Origin of the sequence: Micromonospora sp. NPDC049523 (genome assembly GCF_040676775.1) — a bacterium.
Classification (GTDB): domain Bacteria; phylum Actinomycetota; class Actinomycetes; order Mycobacteriales; family Micromonosporaceae; genus Micromonospora_G.
On the sequence record NZ_JBFAPP010000022.1, the window covers coordinates 99,817 to 121,069 of the forward strand.

General features: G+C 70.7%; 16 protein-coding genes. 9 read left to right on the plus strand and 7 right to left on the minus strand.

From position 1 onward, the window contains the following. Nucleotides 1-277: 277 nt before the first annotated feature. Together AB0J90_RS28545 and AB0J90_RS28550 are read left to right on the plus strand one after the other, a co-directional pair. Entirely contained in the window at nucleotides 278-1,033 is a 756-nt protein-coding gene (locus AB0J90_RS28545) for a helix-turn-helix transcriptional regulator (protein WP_363600995.1), read from the plus strand. After that, nucleotides 1,021-1,209, plus strand: a complete 189-nt coding sequence (locus AB0J90_RS28550; RefSeq protein WP_363600997.1) for a DUF397 domain-containing protein — start codon at nucleotides 1,021-1,023, stop codon at nucleotides 1,207-1,209. Before AB0J90_RS28545 ends, AB0J90_RS28550 begins: the two co-directional genes overlap by 13 nt. 230 nt (nucleotides 1,210-1,439) lie before the next feature. Here the strand turns inward: AB0J90_RS28550 and AB0J90_RS28555 are convergent, their stop codons facing one another. Further along, nucleotides 1,440-2,222, minus strand: coding sequence for a class I SAM-dependent methyltransferase (locus tag AB0J90_RS28555; RefSeq protein WP_363600998.1), 783 nt, complete (start codon nucleotides 2,220-2,222; stop codon nucleotides 1,440-1,442). A gap of 48 nt (nucleotides 2,223-2,270) precedes the next feature. Between AB0J90_RS28555 and AB0J90_RS28560 the strand changes: the two genes are divergently transcribed. After that, on the plus strand, nucleotides 2,271-2,843 hold the full coding sequence (locus AB0J90_RS28560) for a helix-turn-helix domain-containing protein (protein ID WP_363601000.1): 573 nt from the start codon (nucleotides 2,271-2,273) through the stop codon (nucleotides 2,841-2,843). A gap of 173 nt (nucleotides 2,844-3,016) precedes the next feature. Here AB0J90_RS28560 and AB0J90_RS28565 read toward each other — a convergent pair whose 3' ends face one another. Further along, the gene (locus tag AB0J90_RS28565) at nucleotides 3,017-3,493 is read right to left on the minus strand and encodes a hypothetical protein (protein WP_363601070.1); all 477 of its coding nucleotides are present in this window, start codon (nucleotides 3,491-3,493) and stop codon (nucleotides 3,017-3,019) included. A 65-nt stretch (nucleotides 3,494-3,558) separates the two neighbouring features. Between AB0J90_RS28565 and AB0J90_RS28570 the strand changes: the two genes are divergently transcribed. After that, nucleotides 3,559-4,695, plus strand: a complete 1,137-nt coding sequence (locus AB0J90_RS28570) for a serine hydrolase domain-containing protein (RefSeq protein ID WP_363601002.1) — start codon at nucleotides 3,559-3,561, stop codon at nucleotides 4,693-4,695. A 179-nt stretch (nucleotides 4,696-4,874) separates the two neighbouring features. Here the strand turns inward: AB0J90_RS28570 and AB0J90_RS28575 are convergent, their stop codons facing one another. Further along, on the minus strand, nucleotides 4,875-7,364 hold the full coding sequence (locus tag AB0J90_RS28575; RefSeq protein ID WP_363601004.1) for a glycoside hydrolase family 2 TIM barrel-domain containing protein: 2,490 nt from the start codon (nucleotides 7,362-7,364) through the stop codon (nucleotides 4,875-4,877). A gap of 244 nt (nucleotides 7,365-7,608) precedes the next feature. On the opposite strand from AB0J90_RS28575, the gene AB0J90_RS28580 reads away from it, so the two are divergent. Continuing rightward, on the plus strand, nucleotides 7,609-8,628 hold the full coding sequence (locus tag AB0J90_RS28580; RefSeq protein WP_363601006.1) for a LacI family DNA-binding transcriptional regulator: 1,020 nt from the start codon (nucleotides 7,609-7,611) through the stop codon (nucleotides 8,626-8,628). Between the two features lie 274 nt (nucleotides 8,629-8,902). Further along, nucleotides 8,903-10,171 carry a serine hydroxymethyltransferase gene (gene glyA, locus AB0J90_RS28585; RefSeq protein ID WP_363601008.1) on the plus strand — a complete coding sequence of 423 codons (1,269 nt, stop codon included), beginning with the start codon at nucleotides 8,903-8,905 and terminating at the stop codon, nucleotides 10,169-10,171. A gap of 57 nt (nucleotides 10,172-10,228) precedes the next feature. On the opposite strand, the gene AB0J90_RS28590 is transcribed toward glyA, so the two are convergent. Then, nucleotides 10,229-11,395, minus strand: coding sequence for an acyl-CoA dehydrogenase family protein (locus tag AB0J90_RS28590; RefSeq protein WP_363601010.1), 1,167 nt, complete (start codon nucleotides 11,393-11,395; stop codon nucleotides 10,229-10,231). Between the two features lie 205 nt (nucleotides 11,396-11,600). Next, a complete protein-coding gene (locus AB0J90_RS28595) occupies nucleotides 11,601-14,273 on the minus strand; it encodes an EAL domain-containing protein (RefSeq protein WP_363601012.1) in 2,673 nt (890 codons plus the stop codon). Nucleotides 14,274-14,548: 275 nt separating this feature from the next. Between AB0J90_RS28595 and AB0J90_RS28600 the strand changes: the two genes are divergently transcribed. Then, entirely contained in the window at nucleotides 14,549-14,947 is a 399-nt protein-coding gene (locus AB0J90_RS28600) for a PH domain-containing protein (protein ID WP_363601014.1), read from the plus strand. 37 nt (nucleotides 14,948-14,984) lie between these two features. Here the strand turns inward: AB0J90_RS28600 and AB0J90_RS28605 are convergent, their stop codons facing one another. Together AB0J90_RS28605 and AB0J90_RS28610 are read right to left on the minus strand one after the other, a co-directional pair. After that, nucleotides 14,985-15,911 (minus strand): 2-hydroxyacid dehydrogenase, encoded by a 927-nt coding sequence (locus AB0J90_RS28605; protein ID WP_363601016.1) that lies wholly within the window; start codon nucleotides 15,909-15,911, stop codon nucleotides 14,985-14,987. A 28-nt stretch (nucleotides 15,912-15,939) separates the two neighbouring features. Further along, a complete protein-coding gene (locus tag AB0J90_RS28610) occupies nucleotides 15,940-17,670 on the minus strand; it encodes a glycosyltransferase family 39 protein (RefSeq protein WP_363601018.1) in 1,731 nt (576 codons plus the stop codon). 281 nt (nucleotides 17,671-17,951) lie between these two features. On the opposite strand from AB0J90_RS28610, the gene AB0J90_RS28615 reads away from it, so the two are divergent. Together AB0J90_RS28615 and AB0J90_RS28620 are read left to right on the plus strand one after the other, a co-directional pair. Beyond that, complete coding sequence (locus AB0J90_RS28615; protein ID WP_363601020.1) at nucleotides 17,952-19,139, plus strand: PQQ-dependent sugar dehydrogenase; 1,188 nt, start codon at nucleotides 17,952-17,954, stop codon at nucleotides 19,137-19,139. 100 nt (nucleotides 19,140-19,239) lie between these two features. Continuing rightward, the gene (locus tag AB0J90_RS28620) at nucleotides 19,240-20,916 is read left to right on the plus strand and encodes a metallophosphoesterase (RefSeq protein WP_363601022.1); all 1,677 of its coding nucleotides are present in this window, start codon (nucleotides 19,240-19,242) and stop codon (nucleotides 20,914-20,916) included. Nucleotides 20,917-21,253: the final 337 nt, after the last annotated feature.

Below are 21,253 nucleotides of genomic sequence, written 5' to 3' on the forward strand. Positions count from 1 at the left end.
GGGCTCAACGGCGGGGTGTGCGGTGGTTGAGTGGTGTGCGAATGCGGACACCGCCCCGATGAGCCTGACCGTTGCGACAGGGCGGGTACGGCTCGCCCACCCAGTCGACCCGAGAACCACCATCTCCATACCCGTGACATAACGATCTCCTCCGACTTGGGCCGCCACTGGTAGCGATATCGCCTGTCAACAAGATGACGCGCGCCGTACAGACAGAGATAGTCCAATCGACTATGGTCAGTGGGCATTCAGGTTGTCCCAATGGGAGGGCTGGGTCATGAACGAGGTCCTGCGCAGTGCGCTCAGCGCCAAGGGTTTGACCGCCGAGACACTCGCGGCGCGTCTCGGGATCGACGCCAAGACGGTCCGACGCTGGGACACGGAAGGTCGGATCCCGCAAGCCCGTCACCGTGCCGCAGCGGCAGAAGCCCTCGGGAAGGACGTCGAGGAGCTGTGGCCTGAGTCGTTCCGGCGGCGGGACGTGGCGTGGTTCCGCCCCTGGCGGGAGCAGGAGCTGGCGGCCGTGTCGCTGCGGGGCTTCGAGATAGCCGTCGTACCGGGGCTGCTCCAGACCGAGGACTACGCGCGTGCGGTGCTGTCGAGTAGTCCGCTACATCTTGACGAGGTAGACCGGCTGGTCAGGATACGAATGGAGCGGCAAAAGGCCGTCTTCGACCGACCCCGACCGCCGATGTGCGTGTTCGTGCTCGACCAGGCCGTACTCATGCGCGGTCATCGGGAACTCATGATCCCGCAGCTTGCCCACATCATCGCGATGGCCGAACGTCCGAACGTCTTCGTACACGTGATCCCCCTGGAAGCCGGAGTACACCCCGGGCTGGCCGGGTTCGCGCTCGCCTCCATGCACGACTCGCCAGACGTACTGTGGCTGGACGATCAGGCGTCCGGGCGTCTGGTGAGCGACCCAGGACAACTGGCCTCGCTGACACGAGTCTGGGATGCTGTGCGGGGGTACGCCTTACCGCGTGACCTGTCGATCCAACTACTGAAAGCAAGGCCATGGCTGACCTGACCGGCGCCCACTGGCGCAAGAGCACCCGCAGCGGCTCGAACGGTGGGAACTGCGTGGAGGTGGCGGACAACCTGCCCGGCGTCGTCGCCGTACGCGACAGCAAGGACCGTGACGGCGGCACCCTGACGTTCGAGCCGGATGCATGGCGGGTGTTCGTCGCCGGGGTCGCGAGCTGAACAAGGCAAACGCCAGGTCGAACAGGCAAGGTCCCCTCGCCGGGCGATTATCAACTCGTGAAGCCGCAGCAGCGGGCAGCTGCGTGTGATTCCAAGCGTTTGCCATGCTCGCATAGACGTGCCAATTAGCACTCTTGGCATACTCATCTGCCGATGTGAATGCACTTGTTAATGCACGTCATCCGGATGTGTGACTAGCGCTTTCTGTCGCGGCGAGCGGCGTCGACGGGTTACCTGCGGACAGCGGTCAGGCACCAGGTGGCATAGGCGAGGGTGACATCGCCGTCGACCGCGGCGGCGACCGTCGACAGGATCTCGGCGAGTTTATCTGGTGACATGCTCGCGAGGCCGCCGGAAGTCGTGATGAGTGCGAGCAGTTCCTCTCGGGCGTAGGTGCGCTGCCAGTCGTAACGGCGGATCTCGGGTTCGGCGAAGCAGCCGGACGCGCGGGCTCCCTCGGCGGCGCGGTCGTAGAGGGCGCGATAGCCGTCGAGAATGGAACCGGACGGTTGGCGGTAGGGCAGGTCTGGCGCAGCCCGGCGTAGCCCGGCAGCCAGCGCTGCGGCAATCGGCGACGGCAGTTCGTAGACGTGGCCGAACGGCGCGAGGACGCCGCCTGGGCTCAGTATCTCGGCTGCCTTGGCGGCTCCGGCGACAGGGTCGACCCAGTGCCAGGCCGTGCCGGAGACGATCGCGTCGAAGTTGCGGCCGGCCGGCTCCCATGTCTCGAAGGTCGCAACCTCGACGTCGATGCCGGTCGCGCGGGCGAATTCGGCCATCCGGGGATCGGGCTCGACGCCGAGGACCGTGCGCCCAGCGGCGCGGAACTGGCGGGCTTCGATCCCGGTCCCGCAACCGGCGTCGAGAAATGCGGGGCCCGGCGCGGCGGCGACGATGTGCTCGATCAGCGCATCCGGATACGGTGACCGACTGCGGTCGTAGCGCCCGGGCTCGCTTCCGAATGACTCTGCGACGCGGCGGGCTTCGTGAGGTTGCGGCGGTAGAGTGACCATGCGCCCACTCTAGTGGGCAATCGCCCACTAGAAAAGCGGGAGCATCTCATGCCGACCGGCGTAGCTCTGCGCGATCCGCGCCAGCAACTATTCGATGCGGCCGTGAGAGTGCTCATCCGCGGCGGGGTCGCGGCGCTGACCAGCCGCGCGATCACCGATGAGGCCGGAGTTGCCAAGGGCGTACTGCATCGGCACTTCGCCGACTTCGACGCGTTCCTGGTCGATCTGGTGCTCGACCGCATCGCGCGGGTCGAGGTGCAAGGTGCCACGCTCCGCGATGCGGCCGGGAGCGGGACCGTTGCTGGCAACCTCACCGGCGTGATGTTCGAACTCTTCGAGCCGGTCATGTCCGCGATCATCGTGCTCACCATCGCCCGCGACGAGCTGCGCAACCGTCTGCGCGCGGCCGGCACCGCCCGATTCCCCCTGGTGGGCGAGGCGGTCGCTGCGGTGGCCGGCTATCTGGCAGCCGAGCACGACCTCGGTCGAATCGCCGCCGACGCGGACGTGCAGGTGCTGGCGCCGACCCTGATCGGCGCGGTGCAACTGCTGTTCACCGAGCACCGCGGCGAGCCGCCAGTCGAAAATGTGCACAACGTCGTGGCGAGCGTCCTGCGCTGATGCAGTATGCCGGGATCGGGCATCGGCTCACTCTCATGCCGCCGACCGTGCGCGCCGCCCGCACAGCCGAAGCAGGCACGCTTGGTGATTACGCTTCCCGGCCGGTGGATGTCCGGACATGTCGATGAGCGCGTGTTGCGCCTCAGGTAACTGCTGTCATCGAGATCGGTGGGTCAAGCCCTGGGCTTCCGGCGTGCTGAGGCGCTGAATCGCTCGTGCGCCGATTGTTTCGTGATGCCTAGGGCAGCGCCGATTTCTACCCAGGAGACGCCGTTGTCCCTGGCCACCGCGACCGCTTTCTCGATGAGTGGTCGTTGCCAGCGTTCCACCTCAGCCAGGACGCCGAGCGCCTGAAGCGGCCACTGGGTCGCCAACTCCGCCAGATTGTCGCGCAACGTGTCCGAGCGACTGAGTAACCATTGCGGCGGGGCTGACGCCCAAAGCGGCTTCATGTGCTGGACCCAGTCGGAGGTAGCCGACATCCGGCCTGTGTCAGTGGGCGGGTAGTCGGACCCGCCGATCCACCCGCAGGAGCACATCGCCCGGTAGCCGACGGGGTCCCCGACTACGCCCGCATCGGGGAGTAACGAGCCGTCGGGCAGACGGAACCCGACGATGCCTTCGTGACCTGGCAGGTCGTCAAGTTTTATCCGCACTCGGGAATCATACGAGCGTCAGGATGTCCTGACACCAGGGTCAGGGTATCCTGACTGCCATGACGATGATTGAGGGGACCGTCGCCCCCGGGTTCGAGCCGGTGCGTGCGGCCTTCGCGGCGAACTTCGAACGGCACTCCGAGGTAGGGGCGGCGGTGAGCGTTTACCTGCACGGCCGCAAGGTCGTTGACCTCTGGGGCGGTACCGCCGACCCGCAGACCGACCGGGCCTGGCACCACGACACCCTGCAGGCCATCTACTCGGCCACCAAGAGCGCCACCGCAGCATGCGCCCACCTGCTCGCGCAACGCGGCCACCTAGACCTTGACGCGCCGGTCGCTGACTACTGGCCCGAGTTCTCCGCCGCAGGCAAGGAACGGATACCGGTGCGGTGGCTCCTGTCGCATCAGGCCGGCCTTCCGGCACTGGACCGGCGGATGCCGCTGGCCGACGCGTTGGCCTGGGAACCCATGGTGGCCGCCCTCGCCGCACAAACCCCGGAGTGGGAACCTGGCACCGCACACGGCTATCACGGCCTGACGTACGGATGGTTGGTAGGCGAGGTGGTCCGGCGGGTCTCCGGGCGCAGTCTGGGCGCGTACTTCACGCAGGAGATCGGGGACCCACTCGGCCTGGACTTCTGGATCGGCCTTCCCAAGACCGAACAGCATCGGGTTAGCCGGATCGTCGAGCCGCCGTCCCAGGCAGAGACGCTTGCGCTCGCCGACCCAACGTCGCTGATCATGCGCACAATGCTGATTACCAGCGAACCACTCGATCTTAACGATCCCGATGTCCAGGCGGCGGAGGTGCCCGCCGTCAACGGCATCTGCACCGCCCAGTCCCTAGCCCGGTTCTACGCCGCCCTGATCGGCGAGGTCGACGAGGTGCGCATCCTCGACGCGAACACCCTCGCGACCGCTACCGCCGAACAAGCCAGCGGCGTCGACCGGGTCCTGGGTGTGCCGACCCGGCCCGCTCTGGGCTTCGGCCTTCCGCTTCCCGATATGCCGTGGTACTCGTCGTCCGCATTCGGCTTTCCCGGACTTGGCGGATCACTCGGCTATGCCGACCCGGCCACCGGCATCGCTTTCGGATACGTCATGAACCGCCTGCACGCCGACATGACACCGGACCACCGGGCGGCCAGCCTGGTGCAGGCCATGCACGCCTCGCTGACCCAGAAATCGTCGTAATTCCCGTACCTGACGTAGTTGTCGGGCTGCTCGGTCGCCACTGGGCAGCCAGACAACCACCGCATCGCATCCCGAGCTATCTGCCTTCCACGGGCCCGGGCACCACCGCACAGCGAAAGCTCGACGGCAACGTCCGCTTCTGCCGCGATGCGGGTGCGTATGTTCCTCCTTTCAGATGGCTACCGGTCGTTGACGCAGCGCAGTACGGGCCGACTGGTCAACGCCGCCCCCTCCAACGCCCCAGCCGAGCGGACGGTGAACGTGGTCGACTCCCCCGGCAGCAGCGTGACCAGGGCCTCGTCCACCTCGGCGGTCGGATCCAGCCGGTCAGCCCCGAGCACCACATCCCGCAGAATCGTCCGCGCGGTAACCCGTACCCGCGTCACGTGGCCGGTGGCGTCGGCCGAAGACTCGACCTCGGTGTCGTAAGCAGCCGTCGGGTACGCCACATCCCGGTCCTCGGCGAAGAACCAGAACGCGCGCTCGCCCGTACCGACTGCTTCGGTTAGCAGCAGCTCGTGCCGGGGACGGTCGGTGGTGGACAGCTCGGCCGGGAGCGGAACCGTCGCCACCGAGTGCGGCGCCACATCCAGGTCGAGGGCCGTCTTGGCGGCCGGTTCCCCGTCCAGGGTCAGCCGGGTCACGGTCACCGACGTACGCCAGGGCACACCCGCGTCGTTCACCGCGACCAGGTTCAACCCACCGCCGTCACCCGGCTGTACGGTCAGCAGCCGGTCGGCGTAGACCCGGCGCAACGCGTACCACAGGGGTTTGCGACGGCCGTCGCCGTCGACGGCGGCCCACGATGTGACCGGCCAGCAGTCGTTGAGCTGCCAGACGATGGTGCCCATGCAGAGTGGGAGCAGCGCCCGGAAGTGTTCCACCCCGAGGGTGATCGCGCGGGCCTGGTTGAGCTGGGTCAGGTAGTGCCAGTCGTCGAAGTCGGCCGGGGGCGGCAGGTGGGCGTCGAGTCCCCGTTGCAGTTTCGCGTCCCCGTCGCCGGCCTTCTGGTGATGGGCCATACCGGGCGAGTCGTGAGCCAGGGGTTCGTCGCTCAGTGCCCGACGCAGGGTCGCGTACGCCGGAGGGGCCTGGTAGCCGAACTCGGCCACGAACCGTGGGCGGTACTCCCGGTACTTGGTGTAGTCCTCGCGGTTCCACACGTCCCAGATGTGCATGCTGCCGTACGCCGGATCGTTCGGGTGTTTGTCGTGCCGCCCCGACCAGGGGCTGCCCGGCCAGTACGGACGGGTCGGGTCCAGTTCCGCGACGATCGACGGCAGCAGCTCGAAGTAGTAGCCGGCGCCCCAGGTCCTGTCTCCCAGCGGCTCCTGCCAGTCCCAGTCGTGCCAGCCCCAGATGTTCTCGTTGTTGCCGATCCAGAGGATCAGGCTCGGGTGGCTGGCGAGGCGTACGACCTGCTCCCGCGCCTCGGCCTCGACCTCGCTGGCGAACGGTTCCTCCTCCGGGTACGCCGCGCAGGCGAACGGGAAGTCCTGCTCCACCAGCAAGCCAAGCTCGTCGGCGAGGTCGTAGAAGTCCTCGGACTCGTACCGGCCGCCGCCCCAGACCCGGAGCAGGTTGACGTTCGCGTCGACGGCCTGGGTGAAACGGGCGGCGTAACGCTCGCGGGTGACCCGGGTGACGAAAACGTCGTCGGGGATCCAGTTGACGCCGCGGATCACGATCGGGGTTTCGTTGACCAGGATGGTGAACGCGGAACCGTGCTCGTCCTCGCTGGTGTCGAGGCGGGTGGAGCGGAAGCCGATCCGGCGCTGCCAGGTGTCGAGCGCGGTGCCGTCGGGGCCGTGCAGGGTCACGTCGAGCGGGTAGCGGGTCTGCTCGCCGTAGCCGCGCGGCCACCACAGTTCCGGGTCGGGGACGGTGACGGTCAGCGTCGTACCCGTCTCGCCGGCCGGGATGACCGCTTCGGTGCGTACCCCGGCGACCTGGGCGCTGACGGTCAGCGGCTCGGCGGCGGCGCGTTCGACGGTGACCGCCACGTCGACCCGGCCGGTGTTGTCGGTGACGGTGACCAGCGGGCGGACCTCGGCCAGCCGGGCCACCGACCAGGTGTGCAGCTCGATCGGCTGCCAGATGCCGGCGGTGACCAGCGTCGGGCCCCAGTCCCAACCGAAGTTGCAGGCCATCTTCCGGATGAAGTTGAACGGCTCCGGGTACGCGTTCGGCCGGTCACCGAGCGAGTCACGCAACGCCTCGGCGTAGCGGTACGCGGAGTCGAACCGGACCTCGAGGGTGTTCTCCCCCGGCAGCAACAGCGGGCGTACGTCGAACCGGTAGCCGCGGTGCATGTTGGCGGTACGCCCGACCTCGACCCCGTTGAGCTGGACGGTCGCCACCGTGTCCAGGCCGGCGCAGACCAGGTCCACCCGCTCGGCCGCCTGGTCGTCCCACTCGAAGGTGGTCCGGTAGACCCAGTCGGTGCGGCCGATCCAGGCCACGACCAGCTCGTTGCTGTCCAGGTACGGGTCCGGGATCAGCCCCGCGGCGAGCAGGTCGGTGTGCACACAACCCGGGACCGTTGCCGGGACCGGCTGGTCCGACACCGACACGGGAACCCCGGCATGGGGTACGGGCCGGACCGACCAGCCGTCGTGCAACGGTCGCCGGGTGGGAGGCACAGCCGGTTCGGTCGAACGAAACGTCATGACTTGATCGCGCCTTCCATGATTCCTCGGGGTATCGAGGAACACCCACTGAACCGGATAAGTGAGGTCACCGTACGATCGGGTCCCAGCCGTGTCAATGAGGCGTGAACAGCGTGGGCATGCGGTAACGGGGATCGTCGGTGGCTATGCTTAACCGGACAAGCGGTCGCCGCCGCAGGCCGCTTCCAGCGTCGAGCCAGTGACCAGACCGGAGCGTTCCGGCCGTAGCAGTGAGGGAGCGCCGGTGAAGCGGCCCACCATCGCGGACATCGCCCGCCAGGCCGGGGTCTCGAAGGGGGCGGTTTCCTACGCCCTCAACGGCCAGCCCGGCGTCTCCGAGTCCACCCGGCAGCGGATCATCGCCATCGCCCGCGAGATCGGCTTCAACCCGAACAGCGCCGCCCGCGCCCTGTCCGGCGCGACCGCCAACGCCGTCGGGCTGGCCCTGCGCCGACCGGCCCGTACGCTCGGCATCGAGCCGTTCTTCATGGAGCTGATCAGCGGTGTCGAGGCCGAACTCTCCGCCCGGTCGTACGCGCTGACCCTCCAGATCGTCGCCGACCCGGAAACCGAGATCGCCGTCTACCGGCGGTGGTGGGGTGAGCGCCGCATCGACGGTGTTTTCCTCTGTGACCTGCGCGTCGACGACCAGCGGGTGCCGGCGCTGGAGGAACTGGGACTGCCGACGGTGGTGATCGGCGGACCCGGTCACACGGGCCGGCTCGCCAGCGTCTGGTCCGACGACGCGGCGGTCCTGGTCGAGACGGTCGAATACCTGTACGCGCTCGGCCACCGCCGGATCACCCGGATCGGCGGCCTGCCGGGCCTGTTGCACACCGAGATCCGTACGGCGGCGTTGACCGAGGTGAGCCGGCGGCTCGGGCTGGACCAGACCCGGACCGTCGGATCGGACTACACCGGTGAGGAGGGTGCCCGGGTCACCCGCCGGCTGCTCAGTTCCGCCGATCGGCCGACCGCCCTGGTCTACGACAACGACGTGATGGCGATCGCCGGGCTCTCGGTGGCCCAGGAGATGGGCCTGTCCGTCCCCGCCGACCTGTCCATCGTCGCCTGGGACGACTCACCGCTGTGCCGGCTCGTGCATCCCCCGCTGACCGCGCTCAGCCGGGACATCCCCGCGTACGGGGCGAACGCCGCCCGGCAACTCCTCGCCGCCATCGCCGGTGAGGCCATCGGCGACTTCCAGGACGAGACCGCGCACCTGGCCCCCCGGGGCAGCACCGCACCGCCCCGCACCCCCTGATGTGACCCGGTTAAACGGTTAAGTACGCCGGGTGGGGGTGGCGCGCGATGCGGGGACGACCGTCGGGCCGCTACCATCAGGGCGGTTAAAGGCGACTGGCGCGGCGAGGTGGAAGAAACCACCGGGGAGCGACCGAGATAGTGCACCGCGCGCCTGGGTGCACGTCAACCGGGACTGTCTGGACCGGCTCTGGCCGGACGGGACGGCTCCGGCAGTGCCTTGTCCGGTCCGCACTCCGCAGCCGGGCAAGCGCCGACCAGCCAGGAGGATCCTCGTGCACGTACCACCGATTCCCGCCCTGACCGCCGCCGACCCGCAGTTGGCCGCCCTGATCGAGTCCGAGGCGCAGCGCCAGCACGACAAGCTGCGGATGATCGCCTCGGAGAACTACGTGTCCACCGCCGTACTCGAGGCCAGCGGGACCGTGCTGACCAACAAGTACTCGGAGGGCTACGCCGGCAAGCGGTACTACGAGGGCCAGCAGTTCATCGACCCGATCGAGACGCTGGCCATCGAGCGGGCCCGCGCGCTGTTCGGCGTCGACCACGCCAACGTCCAGCCGTACTCCGGGTCCCCGGCGAACCTCGCCGTCTACCTGGCGTTCCTGTCCCCGGGCGACAAGGTGATGGGGATGGCGCTGCCGATGGGCGGGCACCTCACCCACGGCTGGTCGGTCTCGGCCACCGGCAAGTGGTTCAGCCCGGTCCGCTACCAGGTTTCCCGCGAGACCGGCCGGATCGACCTGGACGAGGTACGCGACATCGCCCTGCGCGAGCGGCCCAAGGTGATCTTCTGCGGTGGCACCGCGGTCCCCCGCACCATCGACTTCCCCGGCTTCGCCGCGATCGCCCGCGAGGTCGGCGCGATCCTGGTCGCCGACATCGCGCACATCGCCGGCCTGATCGCGGGCGGGGCGCACCCGTCGCCGGTCGGCCACGCCGACGTCATCACCACCACCACGCACAAGACCCTGCGCGGGCCGCGCGGCGCCATGATCATGACGACCGCCGAGTACGCCAGCGCGATCGACAAGGCGGTCTTCCCCGGCCTGCAGGGCGGCCCGCACAACCACACCACCGCCGCCATCGCGGTGGCGCTGAAGGAGGCCTCGACCGAGGACTTCCGCGCGTACGCCCACCAGGTGGTCGCCAACGCGCAGGCGCTCGCCGCCGCCCTGGTCGAGCGGGGCTTCGAGCTCTCCTCCGGCGGCACCGACAACCACCTGATCCTGGCCGACCTGACCAGCAAGGGGATCGCCGGCAAGCCGGCCGCGCAGGCGCTGGACCGGGCCGGCATCGAGCTGAACTACAACACGGTGCCGTACGACACCCGCAAGCCGTTCGACCCGTCCGGGATCCGGCTGGGCGCGGCGGCACTCACCACCCGTGGCCTCACCGAGCAGCAGATGCCGCAGGTGGCGACGTGGATGGACGACGCGGTCACCGCCGCCCTGAAGGACGACGAGGGTGCGCTGGACCGGATCGCGGGCGAGGTGAGCGACCTGCTGGCCGCGTACCCGATGCCCGGTTACACCACCGTCTGACCCTGCCTCAGGCATCGGCGAAGGGGCCCTTCCGACCGGGAGGGCCCCTTCGCCGTGTCAGTAGCCGATGCCGACGGGGCGGCCGAGCAGGGCACTGCCGTAGGTGGCGAGGAAGCCCTCCGCGGCGGCGGCGTGCTGGCTGAACGTGTGGATGTCGCGGAACCGGCGTTGGAGCGGGGCGGAGTCCCGCGCCACCCCGCCCCCGCCGGAGCGGTAGCACATGTCCACCGCGGCCGAGGTCACCTCGGTGACCCAGGACAGGGCCGCCGAGGCGGCCGGATTGAAGCCGGCCACCGCGCCCGGATCGGCGGCGGCACCGGCAATGAACTCCGAGGCCAGGTCACGCAGGAGTGCCCTGGCCGCCCGTACGGACGTCTCGGCCCGGCCGAGGTGCAGTTGGAAGACCGCCGAGTCGGCCAGTGACGTACGGGCGTAGAGACGCTGCTTGCCCAGCGCCAGTTTGGTCAGCTCGTCCAGTGCGCCCTGGGCGGTGCCGACCGCGACCGCCCCGAGGTGCAGGACGAACTGCACCAGCGGCGCCACCAGGTTTGCCTCCGGTACGGACGGCCGCCCGGTGAAGATGTCGAAGGTGTACGCGTCCGGGCAGAACGCCGAGGTGAGCGTGATGTCGTGGCTGCCGGTGCCGCGCAGTCCGAGTACCCGCCAGGTGTCGACGACCTGCACCTGATTGGCCGGGAAGAGCATCGCGCGGGTTTCCGGCATCCCCTCGACCGGCCCCGGCCTCGGTACGCCGTTCTCCAGCACCACGCAGTTGCCGAAGATCCAGTCCGCGTGCTCGCACCCGCTGGCGAACGCCCAGCGGCCGTCGACCTGGTAACCGCCGTCGACGACCTGCGCCTGGCCCTGTGGGTTGAACCCACCGGCGACGATCACGTCCGGGCCGTTCGCGTACACCTTGTCGAACTGTTCCCGGTCGAGCAGGGCGAGCAGGTGCGGGGCCTCGCTGCCGAGCATCACGGTCCAGCCGGTGGCCGGGTCGGCGCGGGCCAGTTCCTCCAGCACGGCGATGCCCGCGAGCGGGTCGAGGTCGTACCCGCCGTGGCTACGCGGGACGAACATCCGGAAGCAGCCGGCGGCGGTCAGGTCGGCCAGCAGGTCGGCCGGCAGCCGGCGACCCTCCTCGGTTTCGGCCGCCCGGCCGCTGATGCCCGGTGCCAGGTCCCGGACCGCCGCGAGGACCTGCTGGCCCGCGTCGTCACTCATGTTCGCCCCTCCCGTCCGCCCGTACGGCGGAACCCCGGCATCGACGGTAGTGAAGATGCGCGGCGCGGGGCACCGGCCGGCGGGGGACCCACCGTCCCTCGGCCGACCGACCCGGACTCCCCCGCCGGGCGCGTTCCTGGCCGCGATGACAACCGGATCCGGTTGCCGGAGCGTCGGGGGCGCCCGTCCACAAAGGATCGTGAGGCTAGCGGGACGGGGTGGGGAACTCCTCCAGGTACGCCTCGACCCGTTCGGCGGTCGCCGGACGGGCCAGCACGTAGCCCTGGCCGAACCGGCAGCCCGCCAGCCGGGCCTGTTCGACCTGCTCGACGGACTCCAGCCCCTCGGCGATGATCTCCATGCCGAGCCGCCGGCCGAGGCTCACCACCACGTCGATGACCGGCTTGCCCTGGCCCTGCCAGCCACTCGGCTCCGACACCAGCGCCCGGTTGATCTTCAGGATGTCGACCGGCATCCGCCGCAGGTGGGCCAGGGACGCCGGCCCCAGACCGAAGTCGTCCAGGGCGGTACGCACCCCGAGCGACCGCAGCCGGCCGAGCTGGCTCACCACCCCCAGCACGTCGACCTCGCCGCTCGGCTCGGAGATCTCGATCAGCAGCCGCTCGGGTTCGATCTGGTGCAGGGTGAGCGCCGCCGCGACCCGGCCGACGAAGTCCGGTCCGGTCAGCTCGGACACCGACACGTTCACCGACATCCACAGCCGGCGCCCGCCCCGGGACCACTCGGCGAGCCGGCGGCAGGCCTTGTGCAACACCCAACTGCCCAGCTCGTCCATCAGACCCATGGCCTCGGCGACCGGGACGAGTTCGGCCGGCAGCACCGTACCGAGCACGGGGCTGCGCCAGCGCACCAGCGCCTCGGTGCCGACCGGGCGCTGGTCGTGCAGGTCGAGCACCGGCTGGTAGACCAGGTCGAACTCACCCCGCGCGGCGGCGCCGGGCAGTTCCCGTTCCAGGTCCATCCGGCGTACGAGCTGCTCCTCCAGGTAGCTGTCGTACCACTCGATCCGGTTGCGTCCGAGCTGCTGGGCCCGGCGCCGGGCCAGTTCCGCCCGGCGCAGCACGTCGTCCACGCCACTGCCGCCGGCCAGCTCGGCCAGGCCGATGCTCGCCTGCAGGCTCACGATCGTCCCCGGCAACTGGTACGGCTCGGTCAGCGCGGCGATCAGCCGGATGCCGAGCGCGTACGCGAGCATCGGGCCGTCGACGGTGACCACCGCGAACTCGTCCCCGCCCAGTCGGGCGACCACGTCGTCACATCCGGCGCCGGTACGCAGCCGCCGGCCGACCTCCACCAGCACCGCGTCGCCGACCTCCCGCCCACGGATCTCGTTGACCGCCGACATGCCGTGCAGGTCGACCACGAGCAGCGTGCCGGTGTGCCCGGCCAGCGACCGTTGGGTGACGATCGCCCGCATCAGGTCCCGCCGGTTGGCCAGCCCGGTGAGCTGGTCGGTGAAGGAGAGCTGGTGCACCCGGTGTTCGAGCTGCCGCCGTTCGCCGACGTCGCGGACGTGCACCACCAGCGCGCCGACCTCCGGCACCCCCCGCTGGTCGCTGACCGTGGACTCGGTGTCCCGCCAGATCCCGTGCCCGTCGCGCAGCCGGGCGGTGACCAGCGGGGTCCGCCCGGTGACCGGTGCCGGCGCGGTCAGCACGCCGGTCAGCATGGTGGTGACCGGGGCGGCGTCGTCCGGGTGCATCAGGTCGGCGAACGCCCGCCCTACCACGTCGGCGTCGGCCAGGCCGAACAGCCGGGCGGCGGCCGGTGACTGCCAGCGGATCAGCAGGTCGGCGCCGACCACCAGGGTCAGGTCGTTGGCTCCGGCGACCAGCGCCCGGAAGTGCGCCTCCTGGCTCACCAGCCGGCGGGCGTAACTGCGGATGTCGAGCACCGCGAAGACCTCGCGTACCACCAGGGTCGGTATCACCGCGAGGCCCAGCACGATCGAGGTGCGGTCGAACTCGCCGACCGTGACCAGGTGGTAGATCGCGGCCAGGGTGGCGACCACGGCGGGCACGGTGAGCAACGGGTACGCGGACAGGTGCGTCTCGGGCTCGCCCGGCGCGGGGGCTTTGGCGGCCGGGTTGGCGTACCGGGTGCCGGTGGCGGTCAGCATCGGCCCGATCACCAGCGGGACCGCCGCGGCCAGCGGCGCCCAGCCCGGTACGTCGTAGTGCAGCAGTACGCCGAGCGTGGCGAGCCCGAACACCGAGGCCCCGGCACCCGCGCCGCAGAGCCCGGCCACCCGCCGGTAGCCGGAGGAACGCAGGGCGGTGACCGCGATGATCGACAACCCGCCCACGCCGAGCAGCGCCACGGCCAGGGCAACCGGTGGCATTCCGCCGCCCGGCGGCATCAGCCAGCCGGCGAAGGCGAGGCTGATGCCGAGGCTCAGCCCGTCGAAGCCGCGGCGCAGCCGCATCGACGTGGTGCTCGCCGCGCCGGGCAGGAGCAGGGCGCCGAGCAGGTACAGCGGCAGGGCGACGAGCAGCCCGGTGAGGAGCGCGGCCGGGTGCGCGGCGGCCGGCAGCAGTGGCAGGGCGAGTGCGGTGAGCCCGGTGGCCACCACCCCGGCGCCGAGGAAGCCGACGCCGCGACAGGGGCCGAAGCTGCGCCGGGCGGAATGGATGGCCAGCGCGAGCCGGATCAGCCGGGTGGCGGCCAGGGCGGAGACCACGCCGACGGCGACAGCCAGGGCGAGGTACGCGGACAGGAGACCGGTGGAGCCGGCAAGCAGGAAACTTACTGCCGCCGATCCGGCGACGAGTTCCGGAAGCCGGATGGTGCGCCGGCGCTTTCCGGCGCGCGGGGGAGGCGCCACGGACACGGCGAAGTCGCCTTCTGCAGGGGGCACGGGGACGGTGTGGTGCGCGGGCGGTTCGGTGCGGGGGCGGAGCGGGTACGCCACAGGCGGTTTCGGCGGAGGGTTGCGGCGCACCTATCAACCGTCAACGAGGGATCGGGGGAGCGGTTACGCCCCGGTACGAAATATCTCGGTGACACCGCTCACTTTTGGTAATCACACGGCTACCCGTTTGGTCGCTTCGGTGTTTCCGGTCGGGTCGTCTCGGACCGGACGGGTCGACTCCCACCGGTGACGGAGTCCGGACCGGGTGCGAAACTAGGGAGGTGACCAGCACCGATACCGTCCACTTCCGGTACAGCCAGGCGATCTGGGTGGCCGCCGTGATCGCGTTCATCAGCGCCCTGCCGCTGGCCAGCGCCGGTTGGTATTTCACCCCGATACTGCTCGTACCGCTGCTGATCGGCATCTGGGCCTGGCGGGCCGGCACCGACGCGGACCGCGCCGGGGTGAAGATCCGGGCCCTGTTCGGCCAGCGACTGATCCCGTGGCACGAGGTGGTCCAACTGGGCGTCGACGACCGGCGCCGGGTGATCGCGTCGCTCACCGGTGGCCAGGTCGTGTCGCTGCCCGCGGTGCCGGCCGACGGACTGCACCGGCTGGTCGCCGCCAGCGGTCAACACCTACTGGGTACGGACGACCAGGCGCCCTCCACCGCCGGGTGACCCCGGCCGGGCCGGCTCGGCAGCCCTCGGCGTCGGCTCAGTAGCCGTCGACCACCTCGTTGAGCAGCGGCTCACCTGCCACGAGTCGGCGCAACTGGTCACCGGCGAGCCGGTAACCTCGCGGCAGCAGTCCGCGTACGGTGCCGCCGACGTGCGGGGTGAGCAGGACGTTCGGCAACTCCCAGAGCGGATGGTCCGACGGCAGCGGCTCCGGGTCGGTCACGTCGAGAGCCGCGCTCAACCGGCCGGTCTTCAACTCCGCCACCAGGGCGTCGGTGTCGGCGACCGGGCCACGGGCCGCGTTCACCAGCAGCGCACCGTCCCGCATCGCGGCCAGGAAACGCGCGTCGACCAGCCCACGGGTCGCCTCGGTCAGCGGCACCAGCAGCACCACGACGTCCGCCGCCGGCAGCAACGCCGGCAACTCCGCGACCCCGCGTACGCCCTCGGCGGGGCGGGGTGTCCGGGCGACCAGGGTCAGCTCGACCTCGAACGGCAGCAGCCGGGCGGTCAGCGCCGCACCGATCGACCCGGCACCGACGATCAGCACCCGCTTGCCGGCCAGCTCGTCGGTCGGCGTCGCCTGGGCGTACGACCACTCGTGGCGGGACTGGGCGCGCGCGAAGAACGGGAACATCCGCAGGTGGGCCAGGATCGCGGTGACCACCCACTCGGCGGTCGGCGAGTCGTGCACCCCCCGCGCGTCGCAGAGGACCACCCCGTCGGGCAGCCGGTCGGCCCAGGCGTCCGCGCCCGCGGTGAGCAACTGCACCACCCGCAGGTCGGGCAGGTCGGCGGCGAGGCGTACGACCTCGGAGCGGGCGAGGAACGGCGGCACCCAGAACGCCACCCCGGACGGGTCCGACGGCAACCGGTCCGGGTCCGGGGCAACCTCGACGCGTACGCCCTCGGGGACCTCCCCGAGCATCGACCGGCCGTGCTCGTGCGGGATCCAAGCCTTCACAGCCGCCGACCCTAACCGCCGTACGCGCTCAGCGCCTCGGCAGGTCCACCCGTGTCGCCGGGTGGTAGATGTCGTACCCGGCGACGCTCGTGCTGCTCACCGGCACCCCCGTCCCGGCCAGGTACGCGGCCACCGCCGCGCTCAGCGCCGTACCGGCCGGCAGCACGTACGCCGGACGCCCGGCCCGCCCGACCGCCTCCCGGTACGGCGGGTAGCGGTCCCAACCGGCCCGGAGGTCGTCCCTGATCACCGCGCAGACCAGCCGTTCCCGGGTCTGGAAGGTGATGTCGTTGCAGGTCCAGTACTCGCCGTAAAACCGGTTCACGCCGAGCCGGTCCAGTGCCGCGACCAGTTCCCGCCGCTGGTCGGCCACCCGGCCCAGCTCCGGTACCCGGGTCACCAACTGCCCGGTGGCCACCGCCAGGCTGGCGGCCAACGCGGCCAGCAGCCCCCGCGCCGGCCAGGGCAGCCAGCCGGCCCGGCGCACCTGCCCGGCCCAGCTCACCCGTTCGCCGGGCTCGGGCGCGGGCCGGTGCGACCAAGCTGTCGGCCGGTGCGACCAAGCTGTCGGCCGGTGCGACCAAACCGTCGGCCGGCGCGAGCGGGACGCTGCGGTTGCCGCTGACCAGAGCGGCCAGAGCAGGGCCGGGAACGAGATCAGCAGGCAGGAGAGGTAGCGGGCGCTCTCCACCCGCGTGTTCGCGGCGACGCTGCTGGTCGCGTACGCGATCAGGCTCAGCGCGGCACCGACCACCAGGACCAGCCGACCGCCCTGGCGGACCCGCTCGACACCGGACGCGGCCCGCAGCGCACCGACCGCCAGCACCCCGGCCACCACCAGCAGGATCGGGCCGGCCACACCCCACCAGAGCTGCCACGGCGCGCACCGCCCCGGCGCGCAGAACCCGGTGCCCATCGGCAGGCCGAACAGGATCCCGCCGTGCAGCCGGTCCGGCCACGACGCGCCCGGCTCACCGCCGAGGGTGGTGTAGCTGGCCAGCGAACGGTTCTCCGGCGCGGCGGTCAGGTTGTGCGCCACGATCGGCACCAGGCCGACCAGCAGACCACCGCCGAGCGCCAGCCCGGCCCGGCCGGTCAGCTCCCGCCGGCCGACCACGAGCAGCAGCAGACCGGCCGCGCCGACGTACGGCAGTACCAGCCAGTCGTCCCAGAGCGTGAGCCCGGCGACCAGCCCGAACCCGGCGTACGCGACCAGCCGGCGCCGGCCCGCCCAACGGGCGAGGCCGAGGTTGACCGCGAGCAGCGCCAGCAGCACCCCGGCGGGATTCATCTCCGGATAGCCCCCGGCGGTGACGAGCTGGTTCTTCAGCACCCGGTCGGAGCCGAACGCCAGCAGTCCCACCGTGACGGTGGCCAGCCACGGGGTGTAGAGCCGGCGGGCGAGTTGCCAGGCCAGGGCCAGGAACGCGGCGTAGAGCAGCAGGTTCGGCAGGCGCAGGGCGAGGGTGGACGGGCCGAAGACGGCGAACAGCGGCGCCGCGAGGTACGACTCCAGCGCACCCATGTAGTGCTGGCCGTAGAAGAAGAGCGGGAACTCCCGGCCCTGCGCCACGTGCATCGCGACCAGCCCGCTCGTCGCCTCGTCACTGTTGGCCGGTGGCACCTCGTGGAGCAGCAGGACCAGCCGGTAGACGACGCCGGCCAGGCCGAACGCGACCGCCACCGGCAACGCGAGACGCTGGCGCCGGTCGTACGCCGCCTCGGATTCCGCCGGCTGCGCCACCGTACCGACCACCACGGGCGCGAGTCTTACATGTTTGCAGTGATTTACCCGTTTGACGCACCCGTCGCCATCACCGCTGGTCGTCGGCACGCGACGATCCGCAGTCACCATCGCCGGTTGCCAAGTCCGACGGAACCGGGGAACCGGGTCCGCGACTCTCCACCGCGACCGCTGGCGCCACGACCACCGCGGCCGGCGGGTCGCCCAGGGCGGCGGACCAGCGAATCGTCGAAGGAGTGTGCCGATTGATCGAGCACGACACGGGGCGCCCGTCCGCTCCGGCTAGGCTGGGCCGGGTGAACGTTCGCCCCCCGTACCCCCGCCGCACCCGGACCCGGGCGGCGGTCGCGTTCTGCGCGGCGGCCGTCCTCGCGACCAGCGGATGCGCCTTCGGCGACCCGGAGCCCGACCCCGCCGGCGAACCACCCACCTTCCCCACCCCGTCGGTCACCGCCACCGCCCGGCCCGGCGGCGTCGACCAGCAGGTCGCGGCGACGGTCCTGGCCAGCGGCCTGCGCGTGCCGTGGGGCATCGCCTTCCTGCCCGACGGCGGCGCACTGGTCACCGAGCGGGACAGCGCCAAGATCCTCAAGGTCGGGCCGGAGTCCGACACCGACGGGCTCAAGGTCAGCACCGTGCAGACCCTCACCGAGGTGGACGCGGCCGGCGAGGGCGGGCTGATGGGTATCGCCGTCTCACCGGCCTACGACCAGGACAAGACCGTCTTCGTCTACTACTCCACCGGCCAGGACAACCGGATCGCCAAGCTGGTCCTCGGCGAGAAGCCGGCCCCGATCGTCACCGGCATCCCGCTCTCCGGCATCCACAACGGCGGGCGGCTCGCGTTCGGCCCGGACGGCTACCTCTACGCCACCACCGGCGACGCCTCCCAGCGCGGCCTGTCCCAGGACCCGAAGAGCCTCGGCGGCAAGATCCTGCGGATGACACCGGACGGCAAGCCCGCCCCCGGCAACCCGTTCCCCAACTCGCTGGTCTGGACCCTCGGCCACCGCAACGTGCAGGGCATCGCCTGGGACGCGAACAAACGCCTCTACGCCAGCGAGTTCGGCCAGAACACCTGGGACGAGATCAACCTCATCGAGCCCGGCAAGAACTACGGCTGGCCCGAGGTCGAGGGAGAAGGCGGCGCCGAAACCGACCCGAAGTTCAGCAAGCCGCTGGCCGTCTGGAAGACCGCCGACGCCTCCTGCTCCGGTGTCGCCGTGGTGGAGAACCTGCTCGCCGCGGCATGCCTGCGCGGCGAACGGATCTGGTTGCTCGAACTGACCGCCGCCGGTGGAGTGCTCGGCCAACCCCGCTCCATCCTCAACGGCGAGTACGGCCGGCTGCGTACCGCCGTCGCCGCCCCCGACGGCTCACTCTGGATCTCCACCTCCAACCACGACGGCCGCGGCGACGCCGCCCCGACCGACGACCGGATCATCCGGCTCGTCTTCTCCGGCGGCGGCGCCGGCCGAAGCTGACCGAACCGCACCATCGAGACGGACGGGTACCACACGATGTATTCCAACCAGCCTGACCGGGTTTCCGGAGAACCCGTACCGGGCAGGGAATGATTTGCACATGGACAGGCACGCGAACGACGACGAGCAGCCGCCCGGCACCGGCCACCCCCCGGCCGCCCGCCGCCGGGCGGGCTCGACGCTCCGCCTGATCACCCGCCCGGTACGGGCGGTCCTGCGGCTCACCGGCCGGGGACTGACCTCGAAACCCGCCCGGCGTACGGGGATGGGCCTGAGCATCGTCCTGGTGGCGCTCGCAGGTGTGGTCGGCGGAGTGCTGCTCGCCGGCCGGGTGAACGTCGACATCGGGCCGTTCCGGGCCGAGATGGCGATCACCCCCACGGTCAGCGGCGGCACCTCGGTCGACATCCCGCCCCTGGGTTCGCTCCAGATCGACAGCCACGCCGGCCCCGCCCACCTGTCGATCCAGCTCGGCTCGCTCGACCTGCGCCGGACCGAGGCGCTGATCGGTGACCCGGCCGGCATCGCCCGCGCCAGTCAGTCCGCCGTCTCCGACGTCACCAACGGTGTCATCCGGGTCGGGCTGCGTACCGTCTCGGTTGCCGTACTGGCCACGTTGGTGCTGGCCTTCCTGGTGTTCCGCAACACCCGCCGGGTCGCCTGGGCCGGCGGGCTGGCACTGCTGCTCAGCGGCGGCAGCCTCGGCGTCGCCGCGCTGACCATCCGGCCGGAGTCGGTCGAGGAACCCCGCTACGAGGGGCTGCTGGTCAACGCCCCGGCCGTGGTCGGCGACGCCCGACGCATCGCCAACGACTACGGCAAGTACGCCGACCAGGTGCAACGGCTCGTCGGCAACGTCAGCAAGCTCTACACCACCGTCTCCGCGCTCCCGGTCTTCGAACCGGCCCAGGGCACCACCCGGGTGCTGCACGTCTCCGACATCCACCTCAACCCGACCGGGTGGCAGGTGATGCGGACCGTGGTGGAGCAGTTCGACATCGACGTGGTGATCGACACCGGGGACATCACCGACTGGGGCAGCGAACCGGAGGCGTCCTTCCTCGGCTCCATCGGCGTCCTGCAGGTGCCGTACGTCTTCATCCGGGGCAACCACGACTCGGCCGCCACCGCCGCCGCCGTGGCCCGGCAACCGAACGCGATCGTGCTCGACAACACCGTCCGGACCGTCGCCGGGCTGACCATCGCCGGCATCGGCGACCCCCGTTTCACCCCGGACAAGGAGACCTCGCCGAACGGGTCCGGCGCCACGCCACAGGTGATGGAGCAGGTCACCGGAGCGGGCGAGAAACTGGCCGCGACCGTACGGGCGGCGCAGCCACCGGTCGACATCGCGCTCGTACACGACCCCGCGTCCGGTGTCGCGCTCAACGGCACCTGTCCGCTGGTGCTGGCCGGTCACGTACACCACCGTGAGATCGACCCGCTGCCCCAACTGCCCGGTCAGCCGCCGACCCTGATGCTGGTCGAGGGCTCCACCGGTGGCGCCGGCCTACGCGGCCTGGAGGGCGAGAAGCCGCTGCCCCTGGCCCTGTCGGTGCTCTACTTCGACCAGCAGAAGATGCTCCAGGCGTACGACGACATCCAGGTCGGCGGCACCGGCCAGGCCCAGGTCAGCCTCGAACGGCACCTGGTCCAGCCGCCGCAGCCCACCCCCACCACCAGCGCCACCCCCTCCCCCGGCGCGACCATCCCCGGCCCGTCGCTGCCCGGCACCCCACCCCCGGTCATCCCACCCACCCCCACCCCCACCCGCTAGGGGTAGCGGCGGTAAGCGCCGAGGCCAAGATCGGGCGACATCGTCGGGGCCTCGGCCATCACGGGCCGGGCGGCTTCCGCGTCCACTCTCGGTGGTGCGGGTACACCCGGCTCCCATCGATCACGTTGCGTAGCCAGCCAGGCGCACACCGAGACAGCTCGCCGACGCAGACGCCGATCGATGCGGCAACCAGGAACCTTTGTTTATCAGGCAAGATTCCGTCGAACCAAGCTGAACCGATAGCGATCACATAGACCGTAGACGATCGCACTTAGTTACCGGGTATACACGTGTAACGATGTCATGTATGGTTTCAATCAATAGCGACAACCTCGCG

What these genes read in the sequence shown, in the direction of transcription:
- AB0J90_RS28560 (WP_363601000.1), top strand. Translation starts at nt 2,271, where the DNA reads ATGCCGACCGGCGTAGCTCTGCGCGATCCGCGCCAGCAACTATTCGAT.
- AB0J90_RS28590 (WP_363601010.1), bottom strand. Translation starts at nt 11,395, where the DNA reads ATGAGTGACGACGCGGGCCAGCAGGTCCTCGCGGCGGTCCGGGACCTG.
- AB0J90_RS28545 (WP_363600995.1), top strand. Translation starts at nt 278, where the DNA reads ATGAACGAGGTCCTGCGCAGTGCGCTCAGCGCCAAGGGTTTGACCGCC.
- AB0J90_RS28555 (WP_363600998.1), bottom strand. Translation starts at nt 2,222, where the DNA reads ATGGTCACTCTACCGCCGCAACCTCACGAAGCCCGCCGCGTCGCAGAG.
- AB0J90_RS28570 (WP_363601002.1), top strand. Translation starts at nt 3,559, where the DNA reads ATGACGATGATTGAGGGGACCGTCGCCCCCGGGTTCGAGCCGGTGCGT.
- AB0J90_RS28620 (WP_363601022.1), top strand. Translation starts at nt 19,240, where the DNA reads ATGGACAGGCACGCGAACGACGACGAGCAGCCGCCCGGCACCGGCCAC.
- AB0J90_RS28575 (WP_363601004.1), bottom strand. Translation starts at nt 7,364, where the DNA reads ATGACGTTTCGTTCGACCGAACCGGCTGTGCCTCCCACCCGGCGACCG.
- AB0J90_RS28550 (WP_363600997.1), top strand. Translation starts at nt 1,021, where the DNA reads ATGGCTGACCTGACCGGCGCCCACTGGCGCAAGAGCACCCGCAGCGGC.